This window comes from Micromonospora sp. A200 (assembly GCF_029893845.1).
GTDB lineage: Bacteria > Actinomycetota > Actinomycetes > Mycobacteriales > Micromonosporaceae > Micromonospora > Micromonospora purpureochromogenes.
The window spans coordinates 118,242-144,784 of record NZ_JARXXY010000016.1 but is presented as its reverse complement, the minus strand read 5'-3'; the positions used below and the strand labels follow the sequence as shown (position 1 = coordinate 144,784).

Here is a 26,543-nt window from a genome sequence, read left to right as displayed (position 1 = left end):
GCCCGGAGGTCTTCAGAGACCTGCCAGCCGCCCGTCCGGTTCAGCCAGCCGTCCGGGCCCGCAACGCCGCGGCCGTCCGGGCGGGGTCGTAGTCCGGCCCGACCCCGTCGACGATGATCAGCGCACCACCGATGTTCCGGGTACGCAACGGCAGGATCTCCTGGTAAGCGGGCGAGTCGTACCAGGCGCGGGCGGCGTCCCTGTCAGGGAACTCGAGGATGACCACCGTGCCCGGCCAGTCGCCCTCGATCACCTCGACCTCGGGAACATGCACCCGGAACCGCCCGCCGAACGGCTCCAGGGTTGACTGGACCCGCTCCATATAGGTGAAGACTTCCTCGTTGAGCTGCGGGCTACGCAGGTGGACGAGCACGAAGGCGGGCATGCTTCCTCCACGTGGGGTGCCGTCCGCCCGGCTGAACACCGGGCCGCTGCCCTCAATCTAGCGGCTTGGTCCCGGCGCCGACCGCGTCTTGACTCAGACTCGTCCGAGCAGCATCACCAGGACCTCCCGGTCGGTGCTGGACTGGTATGCGCACTGGTGCGAGCTACGCCGGGCTCGGCCGACCGGTAGCGGCAGCTGCTCAACCACACCTGTCTGGCCGGACATGCACCCCGCACCACGCCAGCAAGCTGGCGTGCCACACCCGCCAGCCGCCGGCGTCTCGCCGAGCCTCGAACCGCCACGGGTGGGCCGTGCCGCTGAGGCTCGTCGGTCCGCTCCACCAGATCGCTCGGACATGTGCGGTCACGCTCGCACGGTCGTCGCCCTGGTCCTCGACGTGGATCGGTCCGACCTCATGGCACGGATGGGCCACGCCTCGACCCGGGCCGCGATGATCTATCAGCACACCGTCCGGGAGCGTGACGAGCACATTGCTGACGCGCTCAGCTCGCAAATCAAGCAGAGCAGGGATCGGGCACGTAGCGGGCACGGCCAGCGCAAGAAGCGGTAGCAGCGATCAAGGCCCCCGCCAGGAAACCTGTCCTGAGCTGGGGCCTCTCGTTGGAGCGGGTGACGGGAATCGAACCCGCACTGTCAGCTTGGGAAGCTGATGTTCTGCCATTGAACTACACCCGCAGGCGGCACCACTGTACCTGAGGTGACCATCGCCGTGCACCCAGGTACCCCCGGCACGCCGGCACCCTCCACCACCGTGATCGATCTTGGACCCAACGTATTCACGCAGAGCTAAAAGTTTCACAGCGGCAACATATGGCCGTTCTCAAATCTGTCGATCGGTTGTAACGTCACCCCCACGTTCTCGACCACGGCGTGACATACCCCCTGTCACGCCGCCAGAAAGAGGTGGGCCCATGGGACTCCGTCCCAACCTGCTGACCCGGCGTGCCGCCGGTGTCGCGTCGACGACCCTCGCGCTGCTGCTCAGCACCGCCGCGGTAGGCGTCGTCCCCGCTGCTTCCGCCTTCTCCGCCGCTCCGAGCGAGGTCTGCGCCGAGCCGGCCGACGTCCACTCGGACGCCCGGATCAAGAAGGGCGGGATCGCCAAGCACGAACCCAACGAGCTGACCGCCAAGCAGGTCCGCGAGCGCGAGGCCGACCTGGCCGCCGCGCTGCGCGAGCGGGCGAGCTTCCGGGCCGGCGCCCAGGCCGCCGCCCCACTGGCCAGCGTCACCATCCCGGTCGTCGTGCACGTGATCCAGCGCGACAGCACCCGCGCCGGCGGCAACATCCCGGACTCGATGATCACCTCGCAGATCAGCGTGCTGAACCAGGCCTACGCGGGTGCCACCGGCGGCGCGGCCACGGCCTTCGGCTTCCAACTGACGAAGATCAACCGGGTGACCAACCCGGCGTGGTACCCGATCGTCCAGGGCTCGTCGGCGGAGCGGTCGATGAAGACCTCCCTGCGCGAGGGCGGCAAGAACACGCTCAACGTCTACCTGGGCGAACTGAGCGACGACCTGCTCGGCTGGGCGACCTTCCCACAGCGGAAGCTGAACAGCATGGACGGCGTGGTCGTGCTGAGCGAGTCGCTGCCGGGCGGCACCGCCGCCAACTACAACCAGGGCGACACCGGCACCCACGAGGTCGGCCACTGGCTGAACCTCTACCACACCTTCCAGGGTGGATGCTCCGGCTCGGGTGACAGCGTCAGCGACACCCCGGCCGAGGCCTCGCCGGCGTTCCAGTGCCCGACCGGGCGGGACACCTGCACCACGGCCGGCCTGGACCCGATCACCAACTTCATGGACTACACCTACGACTCGTGCATGTACCAGTTCACCGCTGGTCAGGCGAGCCGCATGCTGACCGCGTGGAACGCGTACCGCGCGGCGTAACACCCCAGCAGACGCCGATGCCGGCTCCGTCGCTCCGACGGGGCCGGCATCGGCGTCTCGGCGGTCAGGCGGCGGGGCGGCGGGTGTCGAAACCGTGGCGGCCGCGGCGGGCCGGCCGCCGATCGGGTACGCCGGTAGCGTCGCCGCCGCGATGGGCGGCGACCGGATCAAGCCAGACCTGGACGGCCGAGGATCCGTGGCCCTCGCCGGGCTGGCCGAGCCCGCCCTGGTCACGGCGGGTCAGCATCGCCACGTCGACGCTGAACTCGAAGAGTCGCCAGTCGACCTGCGGCGCCGCCCGGCCGAGGCGGGCCACCCGGGCGACCCGGGCCGGGTCGGTGACCGGTTGCGCGCGACCGGCGACGTACGCCTCGTCGTCGGTCTCCTCCGGCGGGAACGAGTGCAACGCGTAGCGCCCGTCGCGTTCGAGGTCGCGCCGCTTGGGCGAGTCGACGACGAAGCAGAACAGACCCTCGTCGGTGATCACGGGGCAGACCGGGTGCACCCGGGGCCCACCGTCGGCGCGGACGGTGGCCAGGTAGCCGAAGCCCGGCCCGTACTGCTGCATGAGAAGGCGGATCCCGTCGGCGAGTCGGGGCTCGTCAGCGGCGAATTCGGACCAGGAAGCCATACGGACATCCTATCGAACATGTGTACGAACGCGTAGTCCGACACGCAGGTCACCCGGTCCGCTCGATATGGTGTGCCGATGCTGCTCTCCGACCGCGACCTGGTCTCCGAGATCAAGGCGGGCACGCTCGCGCTGGAGCCCTTCGAGCCCACGCTGGTGCAGCCGTCCAGCATCGATGTGCGGCTCGACAAGCTCTTCCGGGTCTTCAACAACCACCTGTACACGCACATCGACCCGGCGATCCAGCAGGACGAGCTCACCTCGATGGTCGAGGTGCCCGAGGGTGAGCCGTTCGTGCTGCACCCCGGCGAGTTCGTGCTCGCCTCCACGCTGGAGGTCATCTCGCTGGGCGACCAGCTCGCCGGGCGCCTGGAGGGCAAGTCCAGCCTTGGTCGGCTCGGCCTGCTCACCCACTCCACCGCCGGCTTCATCGACCCGGGCTTCTCCGGTCACGTGACGCTGGAGCTGTCGAACGTGGCGAACCTGCCGATCACGCTCTGGCCCGGGATGAAGATCGGCCAGCTCTGCATCTTCCGGCTCTCGTCGCCGGCCGAGCACCCGTACGGCTCCGCCGTCTACGGGTCGCGCTACCAGGGGCAGCGCGGGCCGACCCCGAGCCGCTCCTGGCAGAACTGGCGCACCTGGCCCACCCGCTGACGCCGGGCCGGGCCCCCGGAGCCTCCGGGAGCCCGGCGCGCGCTCAGCCCGGCCGGCCGTAGCTGTTGACCGGCCCGTCGTCGACCCGCTTCATCTTGACCGGCTGGCCCGCCTGGGAGGCGTGCACCACCCAGCCGCCGCCGACGTACATGCCGACGTGGTGCAGGTCGGCGTAGTAGAAGACCAGGTCGCCGGGGCGCAGGTCGGCGCGGCTGACCCGGGGGGTCACCTGGCGCTGCTGGCGGGCGTTGTGCGGCAGCGAGACACCGGCCTTCGCCCACGCCGCGAGCATCAGCCCGGAGCAGTCGTACGAGTTCGGGCCCTCGGCGCCCCAGACGTACGGCTTGCCGATCTGCGCGCAGGCGAACTTGACCGCCGTGCCGGCCGGGCCGCCGGGGTAGCCGGCTGGGCACGGGGCCGGGCGCAGCGCGCCCCCGCCACCGTTGCCGTACACCTTGAGCCGCAGTTTCTGCAGCCGGTCGATCTCGGCGTTGATCTGCTTCTTCTTCGCAGCCAGCTGGGCCTCGGTACGGGTCAGCTGGGCGACCATCTCGTCCAGCGGCGCCTTCTCCGCGGCCAGCTTGTCCCGCAGCTCCTTGACGACCCGCACGTCGCGCTGCTGGCGCTGGGCGAACCGGTCGAGCATTTCGAGCTGGTCGACCATTTCGGCGGGGGAGCTGCTGCCGAGCAGGGCGTTGACGGCGGAGACGTTCTCCCCCTTGTACGCCTCGGCGGCGAGGCCGGTGACCTGGTTCATCGCGAGGTCGACCTGGAGTTGCAGCGGCTCGATGCGCTTGGCCAGCGCGTCGGCCTGCCGGCGCTTGGCGGTCAGGTCCTGTCGGGTGGCGTTGTGCTGCTCGATGATCGGTTCGAGCCTGTTCCAGTCCTGGTCGATCTGCCGCTCGATCTCGGCGACCGAGGGGTCGGCGTGGGCCGCCGTGGCAGCGCCGGTCATTACGACGGCGGCACCGGCGAGGGCGGCGAGGACGGTGGTGAAGCGGGACCAGCGTGGGCGCGGCGCAGCCGTCAGCCGGGCGACCTGGGTCGACCGGTACGACGGTGGCCGCGGGGCATGGTGTGCCACCGGGCTCCGGGCTCCTTCTTCCGCGACCGCCTACCGGGTTAGCTGACGGGTTCGGGCGGGAAGGGAGCGCCCTACCGCAGTGGCTGCGGATTCACCCCGGCGTACCTGGGTCCCCGGCTCGCCCGGAGGCGACTCGGCGGTGTCGGCCACTGCCACCCGGGTTGGACGGACCTGTCGCGGCCGACGAAGGACCAGAGTAGAGACGACCGTTATCGATCCGCAACCCGCCATGCCGTGCCGGGTCCCCGAGATGCGAAACCCCCGGTCGGATGACCGGGGGTTCGCGGTGGTTCTGATCGGTCAGTACGGTCGCCGGAAGCCGGCGACCGGCATGTAGTTGATGCTGGTGACCTGGACCGGCTTACCGGTCCGGGGAGCGTGGACCATGATGTCGTTGCCCAGGTAGAGGCCCATGTGGTGCAGGTCGCTGAAGAAGAAGACCAGGTCACCGGGGCGCGCCTCGGAGCGCGGGATGGCCTTGCCCTCGTTCCACTGGGCGCCGGTGTGGTGGGTCAGGTAGATGCCGGCGGCCTTGTAGGCGTACTGGGTGAGGCCGGAGCAGTCGAACGAGTTCGGCCCGTCGGCACCCCAGACGTACGGGTCGCCGACCTGCTGGCAGGCCACCCGGATGGCGGTCTGCGCCTTGGCGCTCACCACACCGTTGATGGTCGGGCAGCCGGCCACCTTCACGGTGGTCTTCGGCATGGACGCCTGCAGCCGCTTGATCTCCGCGTTGATCTGCGTCTTCTTGGCCGCCAGATCCTTTTCCTGCTTGACCTCGGCGGCGATCAGCTCGTCGAGCTTGCGCTTCTGGTCGTCGTACTTGCGCCGGACGGCGAGGACGCCCTCCAACTCCTTGCGCTGGTGGGCGGCGAGACGGTCCAGCATGGTCAGCTGCTCGGCGAGCGTGCCGGGCTGGTTGCTGACCAGCAGCGCGCCGATTTCCTGCGACGGGCCGGTCATGTAGTAGCGGGAGGCCAGGTCGCCCACCCGGTTCATCGCCAGGTCGCTCTGCAGGGCCAGCGGCTGGATCTTCTTCTCCAGCTCGGCCGACTTCTTCCGGTTGACCTTCAGCTGGGCGCGGACCTTGTTGTACTGCTCGATGGTCGGCTCGAGCTGTTCCCACTGCTTGTCGATCGCCGCCTCGATCTCCTCCGGCGTGGGCGCGGCGTGCGCCGGTACGGCGAACATCCCGGCGCCGACGACCACCGCGGCGACCAGGGTGAGCAGGCGGCGGGCGACCCGCCGCAGACCGGCCGTGCCGGCGGGCGGGCAAACCTGGGCGTGACGATGAGGGGGCATGGTTGCCACCGGCACCGACTCCTTAGCGACCGACCGCCGGGCGCCTCGCTGAGGGGAAGACGGAGGCAGACGACCCACAGCGGTCGGTGCCCCACATTAGGGAACCGTCCGTACGAATTCAAGGTGGGTCATTACAGCATCACGCCTGTGCAACCACTTGCACACAAAGGGTGTTCGCTCATTTCCCAACGACGGCGGTCAATACATCGTCCAATGTCACCACGCCGAGGGGTCGGCGACCGTCGCTCACCAGCACCATGTGCCGCCGCTCGCGCCGCATCGCCAGCAGGAGGTCGGCCAGCGTACGGTCCGGCGGCACCACCGCCAGCGGTCGGTAGACGTCGGCGGGCACCGGGGCCCGGCGGGACGCTCCGGCGTACCCCAGGACGTCCTTGACGTGCACGAAACCGAGCACCCGGCGGGTCGACCGCTGCACCACCGGGAAGCGGGACCGGCCCGTCCGGGTGGCCAGCACCTCCAGCGACGCCGGTGAGACGTCCTCGGCCACCGTGGTCACCGTCGACCAGGGTTGGAGGGCGTCCGCGGCGGTCCGCCGGTGCAGGGCCAGCGCCCCGGTGATGCGGGCGTGCTCCTCCGCGTCCAGCAGACCCTCGGTGCGCGCCTGCGACACCAGCCCGGCGAGTTCCTCGGCGGTGAACACCGTCTTCACCGCCTCGGTCGCCTCCACCCGCCACAGCCACAGCACCTGGCGGGCCGCCCACTTCATCGCGACCAGCAGCGGCTTGGTCGCCACGCAGAACGCCAGCATGGCCGGCCCGAGCCAGAGCGCGGACGGCTCCGGCCCGGCCAGGGTGATGTTCTTCGGCACCATCTCGCCGACCACGGTGTGCAGGAAGACCACCACCGCGAGGGCGATCAGGAACGACAGCGGGTGGACCGCCGAGGTCGGCAGGTTCAGCGCGTGGAACGCCGGTTCGATCAGGTGGGCCAGAGCGGGCTCGGCGATCGCCCCGAGCCCCAGCGAGCAGACCGTGATGCCGAGCTGCGCCCCGGCGATCATCAGCGGGATCTGGTTCATCGCCGACAGCGCCCAGCGGGCCCGCCGGGAGGTCGCCGCGAGCGGTTCCACCACGGTACGGCGGGACGCGATCAGCGCGAACTCGCTGCCCACGAAGAACGCGTTGCCGAGCAGCAACGCCAGGGCGATCAGCAGCTCAGTCATCGCCGTCCGGCTCCTCCGGGCGCACGATGCGGACCTGCTCGATCCGGTGCCGCTCCACCTCGACCACGGTGAACTCGTACCCGGACTCCTCGACCGTCTCGCCGGGCACCGGGATGTGGCCCAGCCGCGCCATCAGGAACCCGGCCAGCGTCTCGTACGGGCCCTCGGGCAGCCGGAAGCCGGTCTGCTCGGCCAGCTCGTCCTCGCGGAGCACCCCGTCGAGCAGGACGGTCCGTTCGCCGCCCGGGACGGTCAGCTCGGCCGCGCCGGCGTCGTCCACCGCGTCCGGGTCGAACTCGTCGGCGATCTCGCCGACCAGCTCCTCGACCAGGTCCTCGATGGTCACCACGCCGTCGGTGCCGCCGTACTCGTCGACCACGATGGCCAGGTCGGCGCCGGCGTCCTTCAGCGCGGCCAGCACGCCGTCGAGGTCCAGGCTCTCCGGCACGTACACCGGTTCGCGGGCCACCGCCGCGACGGTGGTGGAGGCGCGGCGGTCCAGCGGCACCCCGAGCGCGTCCGGTACGCCGGCGACGCCGGTGACCAGGTCGAGTGTCTCCTCGTACACCGGAAAGCGGGTCCGTCCGGTCTGCCGGGACGCCTCCAGCAGCTCGGCCACGGTGGCGGTGGCCCGCAGCGCGACCACGTCGACCCGGGGGGTCATCGCCTCGGCGGCGCGCTTGTCGCCGAAGCGGATGGTGCGGCGCAGCAGCATGGCGATGTCCGGCGGCAGCGCACCGGCCCGGGCCGAGATGGCCGCCAGCAGCCCCAGCTCCTCCGGGGAGCGGGCGCTGGCCAGCTCCTCCTGCGGCTCCACGCCCAGCGCCCGGACCAGCCGGTTCGCCGACCCGTTCAGTGCCCGGATCAGCCAGCCGAAGGTCCGGGAGAAGCGGTGCATCGGCCCGGCGGTGGCCAGGGCGGCGGGCATCGGCCGGGCCAGCGCGAGGTTCTTCGGCACCAGCTCGCCGAAGAGCATCGAGAGCAGGGTGGCCAGCGCCAGGGCGAGCAGCGGGCCGAACCGTTCCGCCCCGCCCACCGGCCGCAGCACCGGGGTGAAGAGCCGGGCCAGCGCCGGCTCGGCGAGATAGCCGGTGAGCAGCGCGGTGAGCGTGATGCCGAGCTGCGCACCGGAGAGCTGGAAGGACAGCCCGCGCAGCGCCCGGCGTACCGTGGCCGCCGCGGCGTCCCCGGCGTCGGCGCGCCGGTCGATCTCCGCCCGGTCGACGGTGACCAGGGCGAATTCGGCCGCGACGAAGAACGCGTTGCCGGCGGTCAGCAGGACGAAGCCGACCAGGGGCAACAGCGTGCCGAGCAACAGGCCGTCGATGAGCGCGATTGTTCCACGGCCGCTCGCGGCGCACGACTTCACCCGAGGCGGCCCTGGTGGCCCGTGTCTCCTGAGCACGACGACGGCGGTGGCACCTGGTGGGTGCCACCGCCGTCGGGTGTCCGGTGATCCGGGCGTACGCCTCAGCCGGCGACCGGCTCGGTCTCCTTGTCGCCCTGCATCTGCTCGGGCTTCACCGAGCGGAGCAGCACGCTGGCCACGTCGATGACCTCGACCTGCTCGCCGGCGCCCTTGCCGTTGACCCCGTCGTTGAGCATCGTCGAGCAGAACGGGCAGCCGACGGCGACCGTCCGCGCGCCGGTGGCCATGGCCTCCTCGACCCGGTCCACGTTGATCCGCTTGCCGATCTTCTCCTCCATCCACATCCGGGCGCCGCCGGCGCCGCAGCAGAAGGAGCGCTCGCTGTTGCGCGGCATCTCGGTGAGCTCGCCGGCGATCGCGTCGCCCAGCACCTCACGCGGCGCGGCGAAGACCCGGTTGTGCCGGCCCAGGTAGCAGGGGTCGTGGTAGGTGACCCCGCCGTCCACCGGCTGCACCGGGGTCAGCTTGCCGGTCGAGACCAGGTGCGCCAGGAGCTGGGTGTGGTGCACGACCTCGAACTCGCCACCGAGCTGGCCGTACTCGTTGCCCAGGGTGTTGAAGCAGTGCGGGCAGGTGGCCACGATCTTGCGCTTGGCCTTCTCCCGACCCTCGAACGCCTCGTTCAGGGTCTCGACGTTCTGCTGGGCGAGCATCTGGAAGACGAACTCGTTGCCGATCCGGCGGGCCGGGTCGCCCGAGCAGGTCTCGCCCTCGCCGAGGATGGCGAACTTGACGCCCGCCTCGTTGAGCAGCGTGGCGACCGCGCGGGTGGTCTTCTTGGCCCGGTCCTCGAACGCGCCGGCGCAGCCGACCCAGAACAGGTACTCGAAGTCGTCCACCTCGCCGACCCGCGGCACCTCGAAGTCGAGGCCCTTGGTCCAGTCCTCGCGGGTGTTCTGCGGGGCGCCCCACGGGTTGCCCTTGTTCTCCAGGTTGCGGAGCATGACGCCGGCCTCGGACGGGAAGCTCGACTCGATCAGCACCTGGTAGCGACGCATGTCGACGATGTGGTCGACGTGCTCGATGTCGACCGGGCACTGCTCGACGCAGGCGCCGCAGGTGGTGCACGACCAGAGCACGTCGGGGTCGATGACCCCACCCTCCTCGGCGGTGCCGATCAGCGGCTTGTCGGCCTCGGCCAGGGCGAGCACGTCCATGTGGGCGAGCTGCGCGGCGGTGGCCTTCTCCTCGCCGGTGAGGTCCTTGCCGCCGCCGGCCAGCAGGTACGGCGCCTTGGCGTACGCGTGGTCACGCAGGCTCAGGATCAGCAGCTTCGGCGACAGCGGCTTGCCGGTGTTCCAGGCCGGGCACTGCGACTGGCAGCGGCCGCACTCGGTGCAGGTGCTGAAGTCCAGCAGGCCCTTCCAGGTGAACTGCTCGACCTGGGCGACGCCGAACTGGTCCTTCTCCGGGTCGGCCTCCTCGAAGTCGAGCGGCTTGCCCTCGCTCATCATCGGCCGCAGGGCGCCGAGGCCGGAGCCGGCGGGCTTGGCCGGCTCACGCTTGAAGAAGATGTTGGGGAAGGCCAGGAAGCGGTGCCAGGCGACACCCATGGTCACGTTCAGCGAGATGACGATCAGCCAGGTCATCGAGATAGCGATCTTGATGAGCGCGGCGACGCTGGCCCCGTCCTGCCAGTCGGGCAGCACCGCTCCGACCGCGTGGCTGACCGGGGTGGCCCAGGCCGGGTACTCGAAGTGGTCGGTGGCGACCTTGAAGCCCCGGATCACGAAGCCGAAGATCAGGACCAGCAGCACGATCCACTCGACGAAGTAGCCCTGCCACATCGTCGAGCCGGTGAACCGGGAGCGACCGCCCGGCCGGGTGGGCCGGTTGCGCAGCCGGATCGCCATCAGCACCAGGATGCCGACCAGGCCCAGCACGCCGATGACCTCGGTGGCCAGGCCGAAGACCACCCAGTGCCCGATGATCGGCAGCCCGCCGGTCGGGGTGACCACCTCGAAGTACGCCTCGAGCACCAGCAGCGACAGCACGATGAAGCCGACCATCACGAACCAGTGCGCGGCACCCACCACGCTCCACTTGAGCATGCGGGTGTGGCCGACGGTCTCCACCAGCATGGTCCTGGTGCGGGCGCCCTTGTCGGCGAACCGCTCCGGGGCGGGTTGCCCGAGCCGGATGACGGCCGTCATCTTCATGACCGCGCGCACCGCAAGCCACACCGCCACGGCGGTGATGGCGGCCGCGAGGATCGTGGTGACGATCTGGACGCTGCCCATCGAGTTGGCCTCCCGGTCTGCTGCCTGTCGAGCGGCTCGGCGACCGGGTGGCCGGTGTCAGGACGTCATCGGCGTCGAGCCGCTGCCACCTGATCGACCGGGCCGGTCGATGACCTCGCTCCGCTCGGTCATGCAGTGCAGCCTACGCGCAAGGTTACCCAGCAGTAACGTGAGTCTTCTCGCACCCGGCCACGCCGCCCTGCGCACACCATAGGGTGCCCGGCGCCGGAGCGCCGGGCAGGGTTCCGCGAAGGTGACGTGGCACCGCCTCGACAGAGGGCCGGGTCAGCGCCAGCGGGAGAGCAGGATCAGCGAGGAGACCATCGCGCCGAAGCCGACCGCGAGGTTCCAGTAGCCCCAGGTGGCGACCGGGTACTCCTGCTCGGAGAGGTAGTAGACCACCAGCCAGCCGATGCCGCCGACGATCAGCGCGACCGCGGTCGCCGGCAGCCACACCGGGCTAGGCTTGCGCGTCGCCGCCGTGCTCGTCGGACGCACGTCCGTCGGCGGGGTGTACACCTTCTTCTTGCGGACCTGAGACTTGGGCACGACGCTCTCCAGAGGGGGTGACGACCTCGTCCGGCCTGACAACCGGGCGCGGGGGCGACGGTCCATGGCCAATAATGTTCGACAGCTAGCGTAGTCCGGACGGCCCGTCCAAGCCACGAATGGGGTCAGGCCGGTGCGCGGAGTGACCGGAAAGAGGGAAACGCCTCGGCGCACCCGCGCCCGTCGGCGTCGCGGCGGGCACCAACCAGACGAGGCGGAGGGAACGCTCGGTGGAGTACACATCCGGCGCGGCGTCCTGGCAGAAGGCCATGCGGCGCGCGGTCGCCGCGCTCCTGCCACGGCGTCCGCGTCAGCGGCGACCGGGCTGGTCGATCGGGGTGCCGCTGATCGCCGCCGCGGCCGGGCTGCTCTTCACCACCACCGCCACCACCGCCGGCGGCACCGCCCTGCGGGAGGACCGGCGGCCCCAGCTGACCCAGTTGATCGAGGACCGGCGCGAGCAGGTGGCGGCCAGCGAGTTGCGGGCCGCCCGGCTGCGCGCCGAGGTCGATAGCCAGACCGCCGCGCTGGCCGACACCGACGGCCCCGTGAAGGAGCAGCGCGACCGGGCCGGGCGCAGCCTGGAGGCCGCCGGGTTCACCGCGCTGTCCGGGCCGGGGGTGACCGTCGAGCTGAACGACGCGCCCCGCCGCGGCGACCAGACCCTGCCCAAGGACGCGACCAACGACGACCTGGTCGTCCACCAGGGCGACGTGCAGGCGGTGGTGAACGCGCTCTGGGCCGGCGGCGCGGAGGCCATGTCAATCATGAACGTCCGCGTGCTGTCCACCAGCGCGGTACGCTGCGTGGGTAACACCCTGCTGCTGCACGGCCGGGTGTACTCCCCACCGTTCAAGATCGTAGCAATCGGCGATCCCGCTGCCCTCCAGCAGGCCCTCGCCGGCTCTGAGGGAGTCGGGTTGTTCAAGCAGGCGGTCGAGCACTACCAGCTGGGCTACAAGGAGACCGTCTCCTCCGTGACCGTGCCGGCCTTCGAGGACTCCACCGCTCTGCGATCGGCGACGGTGCCCCGATGAGTCCCGACGGCAGGGACCCGCGCCACCGCGACCGGAGCGACGAGGAGACCGCGGTCATCCCCACGGTCGAGGGCTCGACCCCGCCGGCCCGCCGCAACAGCTGGCCCGACCCGGTGCTGCCGCCGCGGTCGTCCGCGAACCGGCCGCCGACCCCGCCCGGCCCGGCCCCCCGATCGGCCCCCGCCGACTCGACGACCGACCGCGCGACCGCCGACCCGGTGCCCGCCCCGCCGTCCGTCGACCCGACACCCGACCGCGCGGCGGCCCACCCGTTCTCCGGTGGCCCGGCGCCGGCCCGCCCGACCGACGGCCCCACCCGCCCCGCGCCGCCCGCGTGGCCCGGCAACGCCCCGGTCCGCCCGGCCGCTCCCGCCGCCCGCCCACCGTCGGCCCCGGCCGCCGTGCCGCCGGCCGCGCCGGCGATCCACCGGTCACCCGCGCCGTCGGAGCGCCCGGCCACGCCCGCCCCGGCGGCCGCCGCCGACCACCAGCCCAGATCCGGGGTACGGCCGCAGCCCGCCACCGACGCGCCGACCGCCTTCCTCCCGATCGTCGCCGCCCGTCCCACGGACCGTCCGGCGAGCGCACCCGAGGCCCGGCATACCCGGCCGCCCGTCGCCGGCGACCTCGCCGGCCCGGGGCACCCGTACCCGTCCGGCGGGGCCCGTCCCGGCGTACCGGCGCCGGAGGCCGGCCCAGGCGGGCCCGGACTGCCCCGCGCGGCCGCTCCCGAGGGTGGCCTGCCCCGCGCGGCCGCTCCCGACGGTGGCCTGCCCCGCGCGGCCGCTCCGGAGGGTGGCCTGCCCCGCGCGGCCGCTCCCCAGGGTGGACCCGCGAGCGTGGCCGCTTCCGGTGGTCGAACGGACGCCTGGGGTACCGCTGGCGGCCCGGACAGCGGGCCGACCGGCGCCTACCGGGCCGGTGGCGCACCGGACCGGTTCGCGGACCCGGCGGCCACCGCGATCATCCCGGCGGTGACCGGACGGCCCGCTCCCGCCCAGCCGGCGCTGGACTCGACGGCACTGATGGGCGCGGTGCCCCCCGTACCTGAGCGCGACGGCCCGGCCGAGGACAAGCCCGCCGAGCCGCCGCAGCCCCGGCGCGGCGAGCGGGTGGTCCAGCTCCGCCCGCACCAGACCGACGAGGGCTACAAGAGCGTCTACTCGGAGCTGACCCGGCCGTCCCTGGCGTCCCGGTTGCGCTCCGGCGTCCGGGTCACCGGCGAGGTGCTGATCACCTTCGGGCTCGTGGTGCTGCTCTTCGCCGGGTACGAGATCTGGGGCAAGTCGGCGATCGTCGATGCCCACCAGGGCGACCTGAGCAGCCAACTGGCGCAGGAGTGGGGCCCGAGCGGCGACCCCACCGTCGCGCCGTCCGCCGGTCCGACGGCCAAGCCCAAACCCCCGGTGGAGGGCAGGCCGATCGCCGGCCTCTACATCCCCAGGCTCGACAAGAACTGGGTCGTGGTGGAGGGCGTCACGCAGAAGGACATCCGGTACGCCCCGGGCCACTACCCGAAGAGCGCGATGCCCGGCCAGGTGGGCAACTTCTCCGTCGCCGGGCACCGCAACCGGGCCACCTTCTGGCGGCTGGACGAGCTCGACGACGGCGACGCGATCGTCGTCGAGACCAAGACCGACTGGTACGTCTACAAGGTGATCAAGAGTCGGATCGTCCGCCCCGACCAGGTGGAGGTCGTCGCGCCGGCGCCGATCAAGCTGGGGCCGGGAGAGAAGCCGAAGAAGCTGCTCACCCTGACCACCTGCAACCCGAAGTTCGACAACTACCAGCGCCTGATCATCCACGCGGAGCTGGACGCCGCGGCCAGCATCCCCAAGTCCGAGGGCCGCCCGGCGGCGCTGGGAGGCTGACGACGATGTACTCCTGGATCTGGCGCAAACTGCCCTTCGGCCTGGCCGGCAAGATCACCGGTTCGCTGCTGCTCGCCGCCGCGACCGTGGCCCTGCTGTGGTACGTCGTCTTCCCCTGGGCCGAACCCCTGGTGACCCCCTTCGACGACGTGCAGGTCACCCAGGACACCGGCGTGCCGGGCGACCCCGCCGAGCCCGGCGTCGAGCAGGACGCCCCGTCCGGCGACGAGCACGAACTGCCGTACGACACCGACCAGAACAACACCCCGCCCCCCTCTCCGGACGAGTGAGCCCATGCGTGTCCTGGTCATCGACAACTACGACTCCTTCGTCTTCAACCTGGTGCAGTACCTCGGCCAGCTCGGCGTCGACTGCGAGGTCCGCCGCAACGACGAGATCGATGTGGCCGAGGTCGGCCGGCTCGACGCGGCCGGGGTGCTGCTCTCGCCCGGCCCGGGCAGCCCGGACCGCGCCGGCATCTGCCTCGACGTGATCAAGGAGTACGCCGGCAAGCTGCCCATCTTCGGCGTCTGCCTCGGCCACCAGGCCATCGGTGAGGCGTTCGGCGCCACCGTGACCCGGGCCCCCGAGCTGCTGCACGGCAAGACCTCGGAGGTACGCCACCACTCGGTCGGCGTGCTGGCCGGGCTGCCGGACCCGTTCACCGCCACCCGCTACCACTCGCTCGCCGTGCTCCCCGAGACGCTGCCGGACGAGCTGGAGGTCACCGGCTGGACCGGGTCCGGCGTCGTGATGGCGATGCGCCACCGGACGCTGCCGATCGAGGGCGTCCAGTTCCACCCGGAGTCGGTGCTGACCGAGGGCGGTCACCTGATGCTGGCGAACTGGCTGGCCGCCTGCGGCCACCCGGAGGCGCTGGACCGCGCTCCGGAGCTGGCGGCTGAGGTGGACGCGCGACGGCGGGCCGCCTTCGCCAACACCTGAGCACCACCACGACAGCAGGAAGGCCCGGTCCCTCTGCAGGGGACCGGGCCTTCCTCAGTGCTGCGTCCAGCTCACCGGGCGGGGGCACCGTCCGGGGGCGGGGGGAACAGACCGCCACCGGTGCCGGTGGTCGGGGTCGGGCTGCTCGGAGTCGCGGTGGGCGGGGTGGGCTCCTGGGTGGGCTCGGGGATGGACACCTCGATGGTGACCTCCCTGCCCTTGGCCAGGTTGGTGCCCGGGCTCGGGTTCTGCCCGGTGACTCGGCCGGCCTCGGCTGCGGGCACCTCGTCGCCGTCGCGCACCTTCACCTTGTAGCCGGCGTCGGTCAACTCCTTGCGGGCCTCGTCCTCGGTGAGGCCGATGACCCGCGGCACCTCGCGGATGTTGCCCAGCGAAACGGTCACGGTGATCTCCGCGCCCTCGGCCACCTTCTCGCCGGACTGCGGGTCCACCGCGATGACGGTGTCCTTCTCCTTGGGACTGTCCTTGGTCTCCCGCTTGACCCGGAAGCCCTGGCCTTCGAGGGTGGTCTTGACGCTCTCGAAGGTCCCGCCCACCAGACCGGACGGGACCGTCTTGGTGGCCGGACCGCCGCACATCCTGACGGTCACCTGGCGCTTCTCCTCCAGGCTGCTGCCGGCGGGCGGAGTCTGCTCGGCGACCGTGCCCTTCTTGCAAGTGGTGCTGAAGAGATCATCACCCAGCCCCGGCACCAGGCCCGCGTTGCGGATCTCGGTGAAGGCGGTGGCCTGGTCCTTGCCCGCCAGGTTCGGCACCTGGACCTTCTCGGGGTCGTCCTTCTGCAGCAGCAGCGCCGCCACCAGGGCGATCACCGCCAGCACGCCGACCGCGGCGAACGCGGCGATCACCCAGGCCGAACTCTTGCGCCGACCCGGGTCGCCGACCCGCGCCGGGGCCTGCTGCCGGGTCTGCCCACCGACGACCTGCGTCGGGTACCCGCCGGCGGCCGGGGCGAGGTGCGCCGTCTCGTCCTGCGGCATGACCGGGGTGGCCAGCACCGGCCGGCCGGCGGCGGCCCGGAGCAGGTCGGCCCGCATCTCGCCGGCGCTCTGGTAGCGGTTGAGCGGGTTCTTCGACAGCGCCTTGAGCACGATCGCGTCGACCGCCGGGTTGACGTCCGGGTTGATGTCGCTCGGCGTCGGCGGGGCCTCCCGGACGTGCTGGTAGGCCACGCTCACCGGGCTGTCCCCGACGAACGGCGGGTGCCCGCAGACCAGCTCGAAGAGCACGCAGCCGGCGGCGTAGACGTCGGAGCGGGCGTCCACGGACTCGCCGCGCGCCTGCTCCGGGGAGAGGTACTGCGCGGTGCCGATGACCGCGCTGGTCTGGGTCATCGTGGTCGCGCCGCTGGCCAGCGCCCGGGCGATGCCGAAGTCCATCACCTTGACCTGGCCGGTCTGGGTGAGCATCACGTTGCCCGGCTTGATGTCCCGGTGGATGATCCCGTGCCGGTGGCTGAACTCCAGCGCCGCGCACATGTCGGCGCAGATCTCCAACGCCCGGCGCGGCTGGAGCCGGCCCTCGACGCCGAGGACCTCCTTCAGCGTGCGGCCGTTGACGAACTCCATCACGATGAACGGGAGCGTCTCGCCGGTCGGCGCGGTCTCCTCGCCGGTGTCGTAGACGGCGACGATCGCCGGGTGGTTCAGCGAGGCGGCGTTCTGCGCCTCCCGACGGAACCGCATCTGGAAGGTGGCGTCCCGGGCCAGGTCGGTGCGGAGCATCTTGATCGCGACGTCCCGGCCCAGCCGGAGGTCACGACCACGGTGAACCTCCGCCATGCCGCCGTAGCCGAGCAGCTCGCCGACCTGATACCTGCCACCGAGCAGGCGGGCCTGCGCTGTCATCGCGTTCGTCGTCCTTCGCTCGTCGTCGTCTCGCCGCCACCCGGTCGAAGCCGTTCCACCCGACGGTACGGCTTCTGGGCCAGATCGTCGCGTCCGTACGCGCTCACCGCGCCGGACGTCACGCTCAGCGGGCCGGCTGCGCCGGGGTCACCGGTCAGCGCGCCCTGCCGCGCCCTGTAGGAAATCACGCCGGAGCAGACCAGGACCAGTGCGGCCAGCAGGATGGCCAGGGTCACCATCCCTGACCTGGAACGACGCGGCGGAACAGCAGCCGGGACCGGCTGCCGGGCGTACCCGACGGGGCGGTCGGACCGGGTGGGAGCCGATGACACGACCCCGCGCGGCGGCGCGGGCTGCGCGACCGGCGGCCGGGACTGCGGCCCGGCCGGGGCCGGCGGGCGGTGCGCCGCGGCGGGCGGCTGCGGCTGCCGCGCGGCGACCGGCGGGCGGGCCTGTCCGGCGGCCGACGGGCGGTGCTGCTGGGCCAGCGCGGGCGGCCGGTGCTGCTGGCCGGCGGTCGGCACCTGGGCGCGGGCCACCGGGGCGGCCGGGGAGGCGGGCGCCCCGGAGACCGGGCCGGCGTGCCCACCGGCGCGGGCCTGCTGGGACAGCGCGAGCTTCGCCTGCCGGGCCACCGAGGCCAGCGCGGCGGCGCTGGGCCAGCGGGCCGCGGGGTCCTTCGCCAGGGCCCGCTCCACGATCGCCCGGACCTGCGGCGGGATGTCGCCGGGCAGCGGCCGGGGCGCCTCCTGGACGTGCTTCATCGCGATCTCGAGCGGGTTGTCCCCCTCGAACGGACGCCGGCCGGCGAGGCACTGGTACGCCACCACGCCGAGCGCGTACACGTCGGAAGCTGGGGTGGCGACCGCGCCGGTGGCCTGCTCCGGGGAGATGTACGAGGCGGTGCCGAGCACCGAGCCGGCGGCCGTGAGCTGCCCGACCAGGTCGGAGCGGGCGATGCCGAAGTCGGTCAGCACCAGCGTCCCGTTCGGCCGGACCAGCAGGTTGCCCGGCTTCACGTCCCGGTGAACGATGCCCTTCTCGTGGGCGGCGTGCAGCGCGTCGGCCGCCTGGGCGACCAGTGCCATCGTCCGGGCCGGGGTGAGCCGGCCGACCCGGCTCAGCGTCGCCGACAGCGCGTCGCCCTCGACGTACTCCATGATCAGGAAGGCGATCTGCTGGTCGCTGCCGAAGTCGTAGACGTCGACCACGCCCGGGTGGTTGATGGTGGCCATGGTCCGCGCCTCGCCCCGGAACCGCTCGGCGAAACCGGGATCGTCCAGCAGTGCCGGGAGCAGGCTCTTCACCGCCACCGTACGGCCCAGCACCTGGTCGGTGCCGCGCCAGACGTCGCCCATGCCACCGCTGGCGATCCGCTCGTCGAGGCGGTAGCGGTTGCCGAGCTGGACGCCGGGGTGCAGCATGTCAGCGGCCCCCGGAGTCGGCGATGGCCGCCTGCATGACCCGGCCGGCGATCCGGGCCGCCTCGGCGCTGCCCCCGCTGCCCGCCTCCTCCAGCACCACGCAGACCGCGGAGACCGGGGTGCCGTTCTTGTCGAGGGCGAACCCGATGAACCAGCCGTGGTCGGGCCGGTCCGGCGCGGACTGGGCGGTGCCGGTCTTGCCGCCGACCGTGTAGCCGTTGATCTGCGCCTTGTTGCCGGTGCCGTCCTCGACCACGGCGACCATCATCTCCCGCAGGTCGGCGGCGACCGTGCCGTTGACCGGCTGGCGCAGCTCCCGGGGCTTGGCGGTGTAGTAGCTGGTGGTGCGGTCCGGCGCGAGCAGCTGCTTGACCAGGTACGGCCGCATCTGGCTGCCGCCGTTGGCGACCGTGCCGGCGATCAGCGCGCCCTGCAACGGGGTCATCTTGACGTCGCGCTGCCCGATGGAGGACTGGGCCAGTGCGGCCGGGTCGGTGCCGCCGCCGGGGGCCTCCATCGCGCCGGTCCGGCTCGGCGCGACGGTGAGGCCGTCCTCGCCGAGCTGGCCGACGGTGAGGTCGTCCTGCTCGAAGCCGAACTGGCGGGCCTTCTCCTTGACGGTGTCCGCGCCGAGCTTCACGCCGAGCTGGGCGAAGCCGGTGTTGCACGACTCCCGGACCGCCTCGATCAGGCTGACCTGTGGCTCGGGGCAGATCGACGGGGCGGCGTTGCGGATCGGGGAGCCCGAGGTGGGCGGGGTCCAGCTGGCTCCGGCCGGGATCTGGGTGCTCTTGCCGACCCCGTTCTCCAGGGCCGCGGCGGCCACGACGATCTTGAAGGTGGAGCCGGGGGGCAGCGTCTCGGAGAGCGCCCGGTTCTTCAGCGGACCGTCCGGGTCCTGCTCCAGCCGGTTGTACGCGGCGGAGGCCTGGTTCGTGTCGTGGTCGGCCAGCGGGTTCGGGTCGAAGCTGGGCATCGAGACGAGCGCCTGCACCGCCCCGGTACGCGGATCGATGGCGATCGCCGCGCCCTTCTTCACCCCGTTGTTGTTGTTGCGCAGCTGCTCGTACGCGGTGTCCTGGGCGCGCTTGGAGAGGGTGAGCAGCACGTTGCCGCCACCGGTCTCGTCGCCGGTGAACATGTCCTTGATCCGGTTGGCGATCAGCGCGTCGCTGGTGCCGGCCAGGAATTCGTTCTCCAGCCGCTCGATGCCGGTGTCCGCGAGGTTGACCGGCTTGTAGCCGAGCACGTGCGCGTACTTCGCCCCGCCGGGGTAGGCGCGCTGGAACTTCAGCTTGCCGTTGGTCTCCCTGCTGGTGGCGAAGGCGGTGCCGCCGGCCTCGATGTTGCCGCGCCGGCGCTCGTACTCGGCCACCTGGACCCGGCCGTTGTAGTCGCTGTTGCGGTATTCATCCGCCTTGTAGGCCTGGATCCAGTTCAGGTTCGCGAAGAGCAGGCCGAACAAGATCATGACGACGACGCCGACGCGGCGCAGGGGTGCGTTCACGGCCGGATCACCTCCGTGGGAGCACCGTGCAGCTGCTCCGGCGGGCCGCCGGCGGGCCGGGCCGCCGGGCCGGAGCCCTGGGTCACCGGGCGGCGGGCCGCGTCGGAGATCCGCAGCAGCACCGCGATGAGCAGCCAGTTGGCCATCAGCGAGGACCCACCGGCGGAGAGGAACGGCGTGGTCTGACCGGTCAGCGGGATGAGCTTGCTGATCCCGCCGACGATCACGAAGACCTGGAGCCCGAGGGTGAAGGCGAGACCGCCGGCCACCAGCTTGCCGAACGAGTCCCGGACGGCGAGCCCGGCCCGCAGACCCCGCTCGACGATCAGCAGGTAGGTCACCAGCAGCGCGGTGAGCCCGAACAGGCCGATCTCCTCACCGATGCCGGCGAAGATGAAGTCGTTCTGCACCTCGGGGATCTCCAGCGGCTCGCCGGCACCCGGGCCGGTGCCGAAGAGGCCGCCGCTGCCCAGGCCGAGCAGGCCCTGCACCAGCTGGTAACCCCGGTCGTACGGCTCCGCGAACGGGTCGAGCCAGATCTCCGCCCGGGTGTAGAAGTTGGCGAACGGGCCGCCGACGGTGCCACCCAGGACGTACGCGAGGTAGGCGCCGCCGAAGAAGAGGACCAGACCGATCAGCAGCCAGCTGACCCGTTCCGTGGCGATGTAGAGCGTCACCACGAACATGCCGAAGTACAGCAGCGAGGTACCGAGATCCTTCTCGAAGACCAGGACCAGGAGGCTGATCAGCCACACCACGACCACCGGGCCGAGGTCCCGGCCGCGGGGGAAGTCGATGCCGAGGATCCGGCGGCTGGCCAGCGAGAGCACCTCGCGCTTGCGGACCAGGTAGTAGGCGAAGAAGACCAGCAGGGCCAGCTTCGCGAACTCACCGGGCTGGATGGAGAAGCCGCCGACCCGGATCCAGAGCTTGGCACCGTTGATCTCGGAGAACCGGCCGGGCAGCACCGCCGGGATCATCACCAGCACGATGCCGGCCAGACCCAGGGTGTACGCGTACCGGGAGACCGAGCGGTGGTCGCGCATCAGGGCGAGCAGCCCGGCGGCGAGGACCACCGCGGCGAGCGTCCAGGCGAGCTGCCGACCGCCGGTGCCGGCGAAGACGGCCAGCGTCTCCCGCTCCACCGGCGCCGCCTTGCTCAGGTCGAGCCGGCGCAGGAAGCCGACCCCGATCCCGTTGAGCAGGGCGACCGCCGGCAGCAGGGCCGGATCGGCGAAGGGCGCCAGCCACCGGATGACCAGGTGCATGCCGAGGAAGACCACGCCCAGCGCCGCCGCCGGCATCCAGAAGTCCGGGGTGACCGTGTCGAGCATGTTCGCCTCGACGATCGCCGCGTACGCCGCCACCAGCACCAGGGCCAGCAGCAGCAGAGAGAGTTCCGCGTTGCGCCGGGACCGGGCCAGGCGCACGCCGGGCTGCTCGCCCGTTGTGGCGGGCGAGACTGCCGGTGTGGCGGCTGCGGTCACGGATCGATCCTCGGGCTCTCAGCCGACGTTCACTCGGTCGACCGGCAGCCCGCCGGATCCACGACCGGCGGTACCGGGTCGGAGGCCGGGGCGTCGGGCGTGGTGGTCGGCGCGGGGGTGACGGTGCCGGCCGGAGGGCGGCTGGCGGTCGGGGTGGGCGGGGCCGGGCTGCCGGTCGGCGCGACCGGGGAGGCGCTCGCCGCCACGGTCGGGCTCGGCGGGCAGACCGGCTTGAGGTTGGGGTTGGTCGGGTCGTCGACGGTCAGCTCGGCCAGCCGGCGGACCGCGTCGGGCTCGCTCTTGGCCTGGATGCCCTGCTTGACCTGCTCCTGCGCGGCGAGGGTGAGATCGTCCAGCTTGGCCTGGCTGGTCGAGTGCACGCTGGACAGGTCGAGCCCGGCGACCTGGCCGGGGACGCCGCGGAAGACCGCGAGCTGCCCCTGCTCGGTCGCCCCGACGTAGTACTGCCGCTGCGTGTAGCTCCAGCCGGCGAAGAGACCGCCGCCCAGGATCACCAGCAGCGCCACCAGCATCGCCACGGTACGCAGCGGCCGGCGGCGGGGGCGGTCCGGCTCGTCGTCCCGGTTGGCGGCCGGGTCCTCCGGCACCGGGGGACGCGGCGCGGAGAGCGCCGAGGCGCGGGCGGCCGGGGTGGAGACGTCGGCCGAGGTGGCCATGCCCCGGTCCCGGGACGCGGCACCGCCGACGATCGGGCTCGCCTCGACGATGTCCTGGTCGGTGGCGTCCGCGATGATCACGGTGATGTTGTCCGGGCCGCCGCCGCGCAACGCGAGCTGCACCAGCCGCTCGACGCACTGCTGCGGGTCGGTGTACTCCCGCATGGTGTCGGCGATGGTGTCCGCGCTGACCACGCCGGAGAGCCCGTCGCTGCAGATCAGGTAGCGGTCACCGGGCAGCACCTGGCGGACGCTGTACTCCGGGTCGATGTCGCGACCGTCCAGGGCGCGGGTGAGCAGCGAGCGCTGGGGGTGGCTGCTCGCCTCCTCCGCGCTGATCCGGCCCTCGTCCACGAGCATCTGGACGTAGGTGTCGTCCTTGGTGATCTGCGCGAACTCACCGTTGCGCAGGAGATAGGCCCGCGAGTCACCGATGTGGACCATTCCGAGCTTGCTGCCGGAGAAGAGGGTCGCGGTGAGCGTGGTGCCCATCCCCTCCAGCTGCGGATTGGCGTCCACGGTGTCGCGGAGCTGCTGGTTGGCGGTGCCCACGGCCGAGCGCAGCGCGTCGACGAGGGCGTCCCCTGGGACGTCCTCGTCGAGCGGCGCCATGGCACCGATGACGATGTTGCTGGCGACGTCACCGGCGGCCATGCCGCCCATGCCGTCGGCGACGGCGAGGAGCCGCGGCCCGGCGTAGACGGAGTCCTGGTTTCCGTCTCGGATCAGACCGCGGTCGCTGTGGGCCGCATAGCGCAGGGTCAGAGTCATGGCCGTAATTCGAGAGAAGTGCGGCCGATCCGGATCGGCACGCCGAGGGGGACGGGGGTTGGTCCGGAGACCTTAGCGCGATCCAGGTAGGTGCCGTTAGTCGAGCCGAGGTCCTCGACGAACCACTGCCCGTCGCGCGGCACGAGCCGGGCGTGCCGCGCGGAGGCGTAGTCGTCGGTGATGACGAGGGTGGAGTCCTCGGCCCGTCCGATGGTGATCTGGGCTTCGCCGAGGGTGATCCGGGTGCCGGCGAGCTGGCCGGCGGTGACCACCAGCTGGTGCGCGGCCCTGCCCCGCTTCACCTTCGCCGGCTTCGCCGCCTGGCCGGTGGAGGCGCCCACCGCGCGTGGCGCGGCCACCAGCCGGCCCGACCGGGCTCCTGCGAAGAGGTCGCGGCGGATCACGCCGACCACCGTGAACACGAAGATCCACAGCAGGATGAGGAACCCGAACCGGGCGACGGTGATGACGAGCTCCGGCAAGGCGCGTCAGCCGTCCACGCGGAAGGTCAGGGTGGTCGTGCCGAGCTGGATCATGTCGCCGGGGTTGAGGGCGACCGCGGAGACGCGCTGGCCGTTGACCATCGTGCCGTTGGTCGACCCGAGGTCGGTCAGCACGACCTGCCCGCCGTCGAAGTCCAGCCGGGCGTGTCGCCGGGAGATTCCGACGTCCGGCAGGCGCAGGTTGGCCTGGTCGCCGCGACCGATCACCGTCGACCCCATCTGGAGCGGGTAGGTGCGGCCGTCACCGGAGACCAGCCGGACGTTGCGGGCGCCGGCGCCTTGTCCCGGCGGCGGGCCGTAGCCGCCGCCCTGGTCGTACGCGGGGTACGCCGGCGGACCGGCGTCGTAGCCACCGGGCGCGGAGACCGGGGCGACCTCGCCACCGGTGTAGACCTCGGCGGTGACCCGGAACATGCCGGTGTCCAGTCCCTCGCCGCGCTCGATCTCGACGATCACGTCGCCGTAGACCGTCCACGCCTGCTCGCCGATGAACTCCGCCTGCGACTGGGCCAACTCCTGGGCCAGCGCGGCGGCGTACGGCGCCAGCCGACTGTGGTCGTACGGCGAGAGATCGATCACGTAGCGGTTGGGCACCAACGTGCGCCCACCGGCCAGGATGGCCTTGTGCGCCTCGGCCTCCCGCTGCATGGCGTTGAGGATCTCCACGGGGTGGACCACCCCTTTGAAGACCTTGGCGAAGGCCCCCTCGACCAGGCCTTCCAGACGCTTCTCGAAGCGTTGCAGCACGCTCACCGGCTCCTCCTCGGGTCCCGAGGACATGATGGTATCCGGCCGGCGCGCATGCAGCTCGCGCGCCGCTCGGCGGGCGCGTGCCAGGCCGTTCGGAAGGGGCCCTCCGGGCGTGTTAAAGTTTCGTCCGCCGAGGCGGTGACCGCTCCACGGAGCGTAACCAGTCGAGGCGATGGCGCAGGACACGTAGGCCCGCTGGCGACAGCGGGATCGGCACCAGCTACAGTGTTCGAGGTCAAGCCACGGGGAAGTGGCGGAATGGCAGACGCGCACGGTTCAGGTCCGTGTGTCCGAAAGGACGTGGGGGTTCAACTCCCCCCTTCCCCACCAGATCGACGAGGGCTCCGCAGTTTGCGGGGCCCTCGACTCGTATCGGAGCGTGCCGGACGTCACGCTATGCTCCGAGGGTTTCCCTGCCTCCTACTGACCAGGAGTGGCGTGTGAGTGTCGCGTTGGTGACCGGGTCGGGCGGTCTGATCGGGTCCGAGGCGGTCCGGCACTTCGCCGGTCTCGGCCTGGACGTGGTCGGTATCGACAACGACATGCGGCAGGAGTTCTTCGGCGCCGAGGCGTCGACCGCGTGGAACGTCCGGCGACTCGCCGACGAGCTGGGGTCCGCGTACTCGCACCACAGCATCGACATCCGGGACCGGGATTCGCTGGCGAAGCTCTTCGCGCGCTACGGCCGGGACATCGCCGTGGTGATCCACACCGCCGCGCAGCCCTCGCACGACTGGGCGGTGCGGGACCCCTTCACCGACTTCGACGTGAACGCCGGCGGCACCCTCAACGTGCTGCAGAACGTGCGCGAGCACTGCATCGACGCGCCGGTGATCCACTGCTCGACCAACAAGGTCTACGGCGACCGCCCGAACAGCCTGCCCCTGGTGGAGCTGGCGACCCGGTGGGAGATCGAGGCGGGCCACCCGTACGAGCAGGGCATCCGCGAGGACATGTCGATCGACGCCTGCCTGCACTCGGTCTTCGGCGCCTCCAAGGTCGCCGCCGACGTGATGGTGCAGGAGTACGGCCGGTACTTCGGCATGAAGACCGCCTGCTTCCGGGGCGGCACGCTGACCGGCCCGGCGCACTCCGCGACGGAGCTGCACGGCTTCCTCGGGTACGTGATGCGGGCGAACATGGAGCGCCGCACGTACAAGATCTTCGGCTACCAGGGCAAGCAGGTCCGGGACGCCATCCACAGCTCGGACGTGGTCTCCGCGTTCGAGGCGTTCTTCCGCAACCCGCGCTCGGCGGCCGTCTACAACCTGGGCGGCGGCCGGCACTCCAACACCTCCAACCGCGAGGCGTTCACGCTGGCCGAGCAGATCACCGGCCGGGAGATGGTCACCGAGTACGTCGAGGCGAACCGGATCGGCGACCACAAGTGGTGGATCGGCTCGAACGAGGCCTTCCAGGCCGACTACCCGGACTGGAAGCAGGTCTACGACGTACCGATGATCATGCGGGAGATCTACGAGGCCAACGTCGACAAGTGGGTGCCGCAGGCATGACCGGCAAGGGCAAGCGGAACGTCCTGGGCGTCCTGGTCGACGCGACCGACTACACCTCGGCGACCGAGCAGGTGGTGGCCGCCGCGCACGAGCGCCGGCCGCTGGCGCTGACCGCGCTGGCCGTGCACGGCGTGATGACCGGGGTGCTCGACCCGGCGCACAACGCCCGGCTGAACTCCTTCGACGTGGTCACCCCCGACGGCCAGCCGGTCCGCTGGGCGCTCAACCTGCTGCACCACGCCGGCCTGGCGGACCGGGTCTACGGCCCGACGCTGACCCTGCACGTGCTGCGCCGCTTCGCCGAGGAGGGGCTGCCGGTCTACCTCTACGGCTCCACCGAGGAGACGCTGGCCCGGCTGATCCCGGCGCTGGAGCGGATGTTCCCCGCGCTCAAGATCGCCGGGGTGGAGCCGTCGAAGTTCCGCGCGGTCCAGCCGGGCGAGGACGTGGAGATCGCCGACCGGATTCGGGCCAGTGGGGCCCGGCTCGTCCTGGTCGGCCTGGGCTGCCCGCGCCAGGAGGTCTTCGCGTACGCGATGCGGCCGCTGCTGGACATGCCGCTGATGGCGGTCGGCGCGGCCTTCGACTACCACGCCGGCCTGCTCAAGCAGCCGCCCGCGTGGATGCAGCGGGCCGGGCTGGAGTGGTTCTGGCGGCTCGGCCTGGAGCCGAAGCGGCTCTGGCGCCGGTACGTCATCCTCAACCCGGCGTACCTGACCCGCCTCGCCGGGCAGAAGACCGGCCTGTGGAAGGCGAAGCCCCCGGCGCCGGCCACGGAACGTCCGGCCACCTTCTCGGTCTGACCCGCGC

24 protein-coding genes, 2 tRNA genes and 1 riboswitch are annotated in these 26,543 nt (G+C 71.8%); of the genes, 10 read left to right on the top strand and 16 right to left on the bottom strand.

Annotated elements, in window-relative coordinates; all coding sequences use genetic code 11:
• Nucleotides 1-40: 40 nt before the first annotated feature.
• Complete coding sequence (locus M2302_RS17600) at nt 41-385, bottom strand: DUF1330 domain-containing protein (protein WP_280838951.1); 345 nt, start codon at nt 383-385, stop codon at nt 41-43.
• A gap of 355 nt (nt 386-740) precedes the next feature.
• Here M2302_RS17600 and M2302_RS17595 point away from each other — a divergent pair, with 355 nt between their 5' ends.
• The gene (locus M2302_RS17595) at nt 741-956 is read left to right on the top strand and encodes a hypothetical protein (protein ID WP_280838950.1); all 216 of its coding nucleotides are present in this window, start codon (nt 741-743) and stop codon (nt 954-956) included.
• 51 nt (nt 957-1,007) lie between these two features.
• On the opposite strand, the gene M2302_RS17590 is transcribed toward M2302_RS17595, so the two are convergent.
• Nucleotides 1,008-1,081 (bottom strand) — tRNA-Gly (locus M2302_RS17590).
• Between the two features lie 236 nt (nt 1,082-1,317).
• Here M2302_RS17590 and M2302_RS17585 point away from each other — a divergent pair.
• On the top strand, nt 1,318-2,304 hold the full coding sequence (locus tag M2302_RS17585) for a zinc metalloprotease (protein WP_280838949.1): 987 nt from the start codon (nt 1,318-1,320) through the stop codon (nt 2,302-2,304).
• A 64-nt stretch (nt 2,305-2,368) separates the two neighbouring features.
• Here M2302_RS17585 and M2302_RS17580 read toward each other — a convergent pair whose 3' ends face one another.
• Nucleotides 2,369-2,935 (bottom strand): pyridoxamine 5'-phosphate oxidase family protein, encoded by a 567-nt coding sequence (locus tag M2302_RS17580; RefSeq protein ID WP_280838948.1) that lies wholly within the window; start codon nt 2,933-2,935, stop codon nt 2,369-2,371.
• Between the two features lie 78 nt (nt 2,936-3,013).
• On the opposite strand from M2302_RS17580, the gene dcd reads away from it, so the two are divergent.
• Nucleotides 3,014-3,592, top strand: coding sequence for a dCTP deaminase (gene dcd / locus M2302_RS17575; RefSeq protein WP_154940849.1), 579 nt, complete (start codon nt 3,014-3,016; stop codon nt 3,590-3,592).
• 43 nt (nt 3,593-3,635) lie between these two features.
• Here dcd and M2302_RS17570 read toward each other — a convergent pair whose 3' ends face one another.
• The 6 genes from M2302_RS17570 to M2302_RS17545 all read right to left on the bottom strand — a co-directional run bounded on the left by M2302_RS17570 (nt 3,636) and on the right by M2302_RS17545 (nt 11,379).
• Nucleotides 3,636-4,676: a C40 family peptidase gene (locus tag M2302_RS17570; protein WP_280838947.1), complete on the bottom strand. Its 1,041-nt coding sequence runs from the start codon at nt 4,674-4,676 to the stop codon at nt 3,636-3,638.
• Between the two features lie 12 nt (nt 4,677-4,688).
• A riboswitch (cyclic di-AMP (ydaO/yuaA leader) is annotated at nt 4,689-4,825 on the bottom strand.
• Between the two features lie 151 nt (nt 4,826-4,976).
• The gene (locus M2302_RS17565) at nt 4,977-5,978 is read right to left on the bottom strand and encodes a C40 family peptidase (protein ID WP_280838946.1); all 1,002 of its coding nucleotides are present in this window, start codon (nt 5,976-5,978) and stop codon (nt 4,977-4,979) included.
• A 178-nt stretch (nt 5,979-6,156) separates the two neighbouring features.
• Nucleotides 6,157-7,161 carry a hemolysin family protein gene (locus M2302_RS17560; RefSeq protein ID WP_280838945.1) on the bottom strand — a complete coding sequence of 335 codons (1,005 nt, stop codon included), beginning with the start codon at nt 7,159-7,161 and terminating at the stop codon, nt 6,157-6,159.
• Entirely contained in the window at nt 7,154-8,461 is a 1,308-nt protein-coding gene (locus M2302_RS17555; RefSeq protein WP_280838978.1) for a hemolysin family protein, read from the bottom strand. The genes M2302_RS17560 and M2302_RS17555 overlap by 8 nt, the downstream gene beginning before the upstream one ends.
• A 170-nt stretch (nt 8,462-8,631) precedes the next feature.
• Nucleotides 8,632-10,830 carry a (Fe-S)-binding protein gene (locus M2302_RS17550; protein ID WP_280838944.1) on the bottom strand — a complete coding sequence of 733 codons (2,199 nt, stop codon included), beginning with the start codon at nt 10,828-10,830 and terminating at the stop codon, nt 8,632-8,634.
• A gap of 285 nt (nt 10,831-11,115) precedes the next feature.
• Complete coding sequence (locus M2302_RS17545) at nt 11,116-11,379, bottom strand: cell division protein CrgA (RefSeq protein ID WP_154940860.1); 264 nt, start codon at nt 11,377-11,379, stop codon at nt 11,116-11,118.
• Between the two features lie 230 nt (nt 11,380-11,609).
• Between M2302_RS17545 and M2302_RS17540 the strand changes: the two genes are divergently transcribed.
• The 4 genes from M2302_RS17540 to M2302_RS17525 are packed head-to-tail and all read left to right on the top strand — an operon-like array spanning nt 11,610 to nt 15,232.
• Nucleotides 11,610-12,416: a DUF881 domain-containing protein gene (locus tag M2302_RS17540; RefSeq protein ID WP_280838943.1), complete on the top strand. Its 807-nt coding sequence runs from the start codon at nt 11,610-11,612 to the stop codon at nt 12,414-12,416.
• Nucleotides 12,413-14,287, top strand: coding sequence for a class E sortase (locus M2302_RS17535; RefSeq protein WP_280838942.1), 1,875 nt, complete (start codon nt 12,413-12,415; stop codon nt 14,285-14,287). The genes M2302_RS17540 and M2302_RS17535 overlap by 4 nt, the downstream gene beginning before the upstream one ends.
• Nucleotides 14,288-14,292: 5 nt before the next feature.
• The gene (locus tag M2302_RS17530) at nt 14,293-14,577 is read left to right on the top strand and encodes a hypothetical protein (protein ID WP_210777639.1); all 285 of its coding nucleotides are present in this window, start codon (nt 14,293-14,295) and stop codon (nt 14,575-14,577) included.
• A gap of 4 nt (nt 14,578-14,581) precedes the next feature.
• Nucleotides 14,582-15,232: an aminodeoxychorismate/anthranilate synthase component II gene (locus tag M2302_RS17525; protein ID WP_210777640.1), complete on the top strand. Its 651-nt coding sequence runs from the start codon at nt 14,582-14,584 to the stop codon at nt 15,230-15,232.
• Nucleotides 15,233-15,303: 71 nt separating this feature from the next.
• On the opposite strand, the gene pknB is transcribed toward M2302_RS17525, so the two are convergent.
• From pknB to M2302_RS17490, 7 genes are read right to left on the bottom strand one after another with little or no spacing between them, the layout of a single operon-like run.
• Complete coding sequence (gene pknB / locus M2302_RS17520; protein ID WP_280838941.1) at nt 15,304-17,100, bottom strand: Stk1 family PASTA domain-containing Ser/Thr kinase; 1,797 nt, start codon at nt 17,098-17,100, stop codon at nt 15,304-15,306.
• Nucleotides 17,097-18,524, bottom strand: a complete 1,428-nt coding sequence (locus M2302_RS17515) for a serine/threonine-protein kinase (protein ID WP_280838940.1) — start codon at nt 18,522-18,524, stop codon at nt 17,097-17,099. Before M2302_RS17515 ends, pknB begins: the two co-directional genes overlap by 4 nt.
• Before the next feature lies 1 nt (nt 18,525).
• The gene (locus M2302_RS17510) at nt 18,526-20,031 is read right to left on the bottom strand and encodes a penicillin-binding transpeptidase domain-containing protein (RefSeq protein ID WP_280838939.1); all 1,506 of its coding nucleotides are present in this window, start codon (nt 20,029-20,031) and stop codon (nt 18,526-18,528) included.
• Nucleotides 20,028-21,518 carry an FtsW/RodA/SpoVE family cell cycle protein gene (locus M2302_RS17505; RefSeq protein WP_280838938.1) on the bottom strand — a complete coding sequence of 497 codons (1,491 nt, stop codon included), beginning with the start codon at nt 21,516-21,518 and terminating at the stop codon, nt 20,028-20,030. The genes M2302_RS17510 and M2302_RS17505 overlap by 4 nt, the downstream gene beginning before the upstream one ends.
• A gap of 29 nt (nt 21,519-21,547) precedes the next feature.
• Entirely contained in the window at nt 21,548-22,966 is a 1,419-nt protein-coding gene (locus tag M2302_RS17500; RefSeq protein ID WP_210777644.1) for a PP2C family serine/threonine-protein phosphatase, read from the bottom strand.
• Entirely contained in the window at nt 22,963-23,448 is a 486-nt protein-coding gene (locus M2302_RS17495) for an FHA domain-containing protein (protein ID WP_210777645.1), read from the bottom strand. Before M2302_RS17495 ends, M2302_RS17500 begins: the two co-directional genes overlap by 4 nt.
• A gap of 6 nt (nt 23,449-23,454) precedes the next feature.
• Nucleotides 23,455-24,249, bottom strand: coding sequence for a DUF3662 and FHA domain-containing protein (locus M2302_RS17490; RefSeq protein WP_210777646.1), 795 nt, complete (start codon nt 24,247-24,249; stop codon nt 23,455-23,457).
• Between the two features lie 214 nt (nt 24,250-24,463).
• On the opposite strand from M2302_RS17490, the gene M2302_RS17485 reads away from it, so the two are divergent.
• The 3 genes from M2302_RS17485 (at nt 24,464) to M2302_RS17475 (ending at nt 26,536) form a co-directional block, all read left to right on the top strand.
• Nucleotides 24,464-24,549 (top strand) — tRNA-Leu (locus M2302_RS17485).
• A 110-nt stretch (nt 24,550-24,659) separates the two neighbouring features.
• The gene (locus M2302_RS17480; protein WP_280838937.1) at nt 24,660-25,733 is read left to right on the top strand and encodes an NAD-dependent epimerase/dehydratase family protein; all 1,074 of its coding nucleotides are present in this window, start codon (nt 24,660-24,662) and stop codon (nt 25,731-25,733) included.
• The gene (locus M2302_RS17475; protein WP_280838977.1) at nt 25,730-26,536 is read left to right on the top strand and encodes a WecB/TagA/CpsF family glycosyltransferase; all 807 of its coding nucleotides are present in this window, start codon (nt 25,730-25,732) and stop codon (nt 26,534-26,536) included. Before M2302_RS17480 ends, M2302_RS17475 begins: the two co-directional genes overlap by 4 nt.
• The last annotated feature ends 7 nt before the right edge of the window (nt 26,537-26,543 follow it).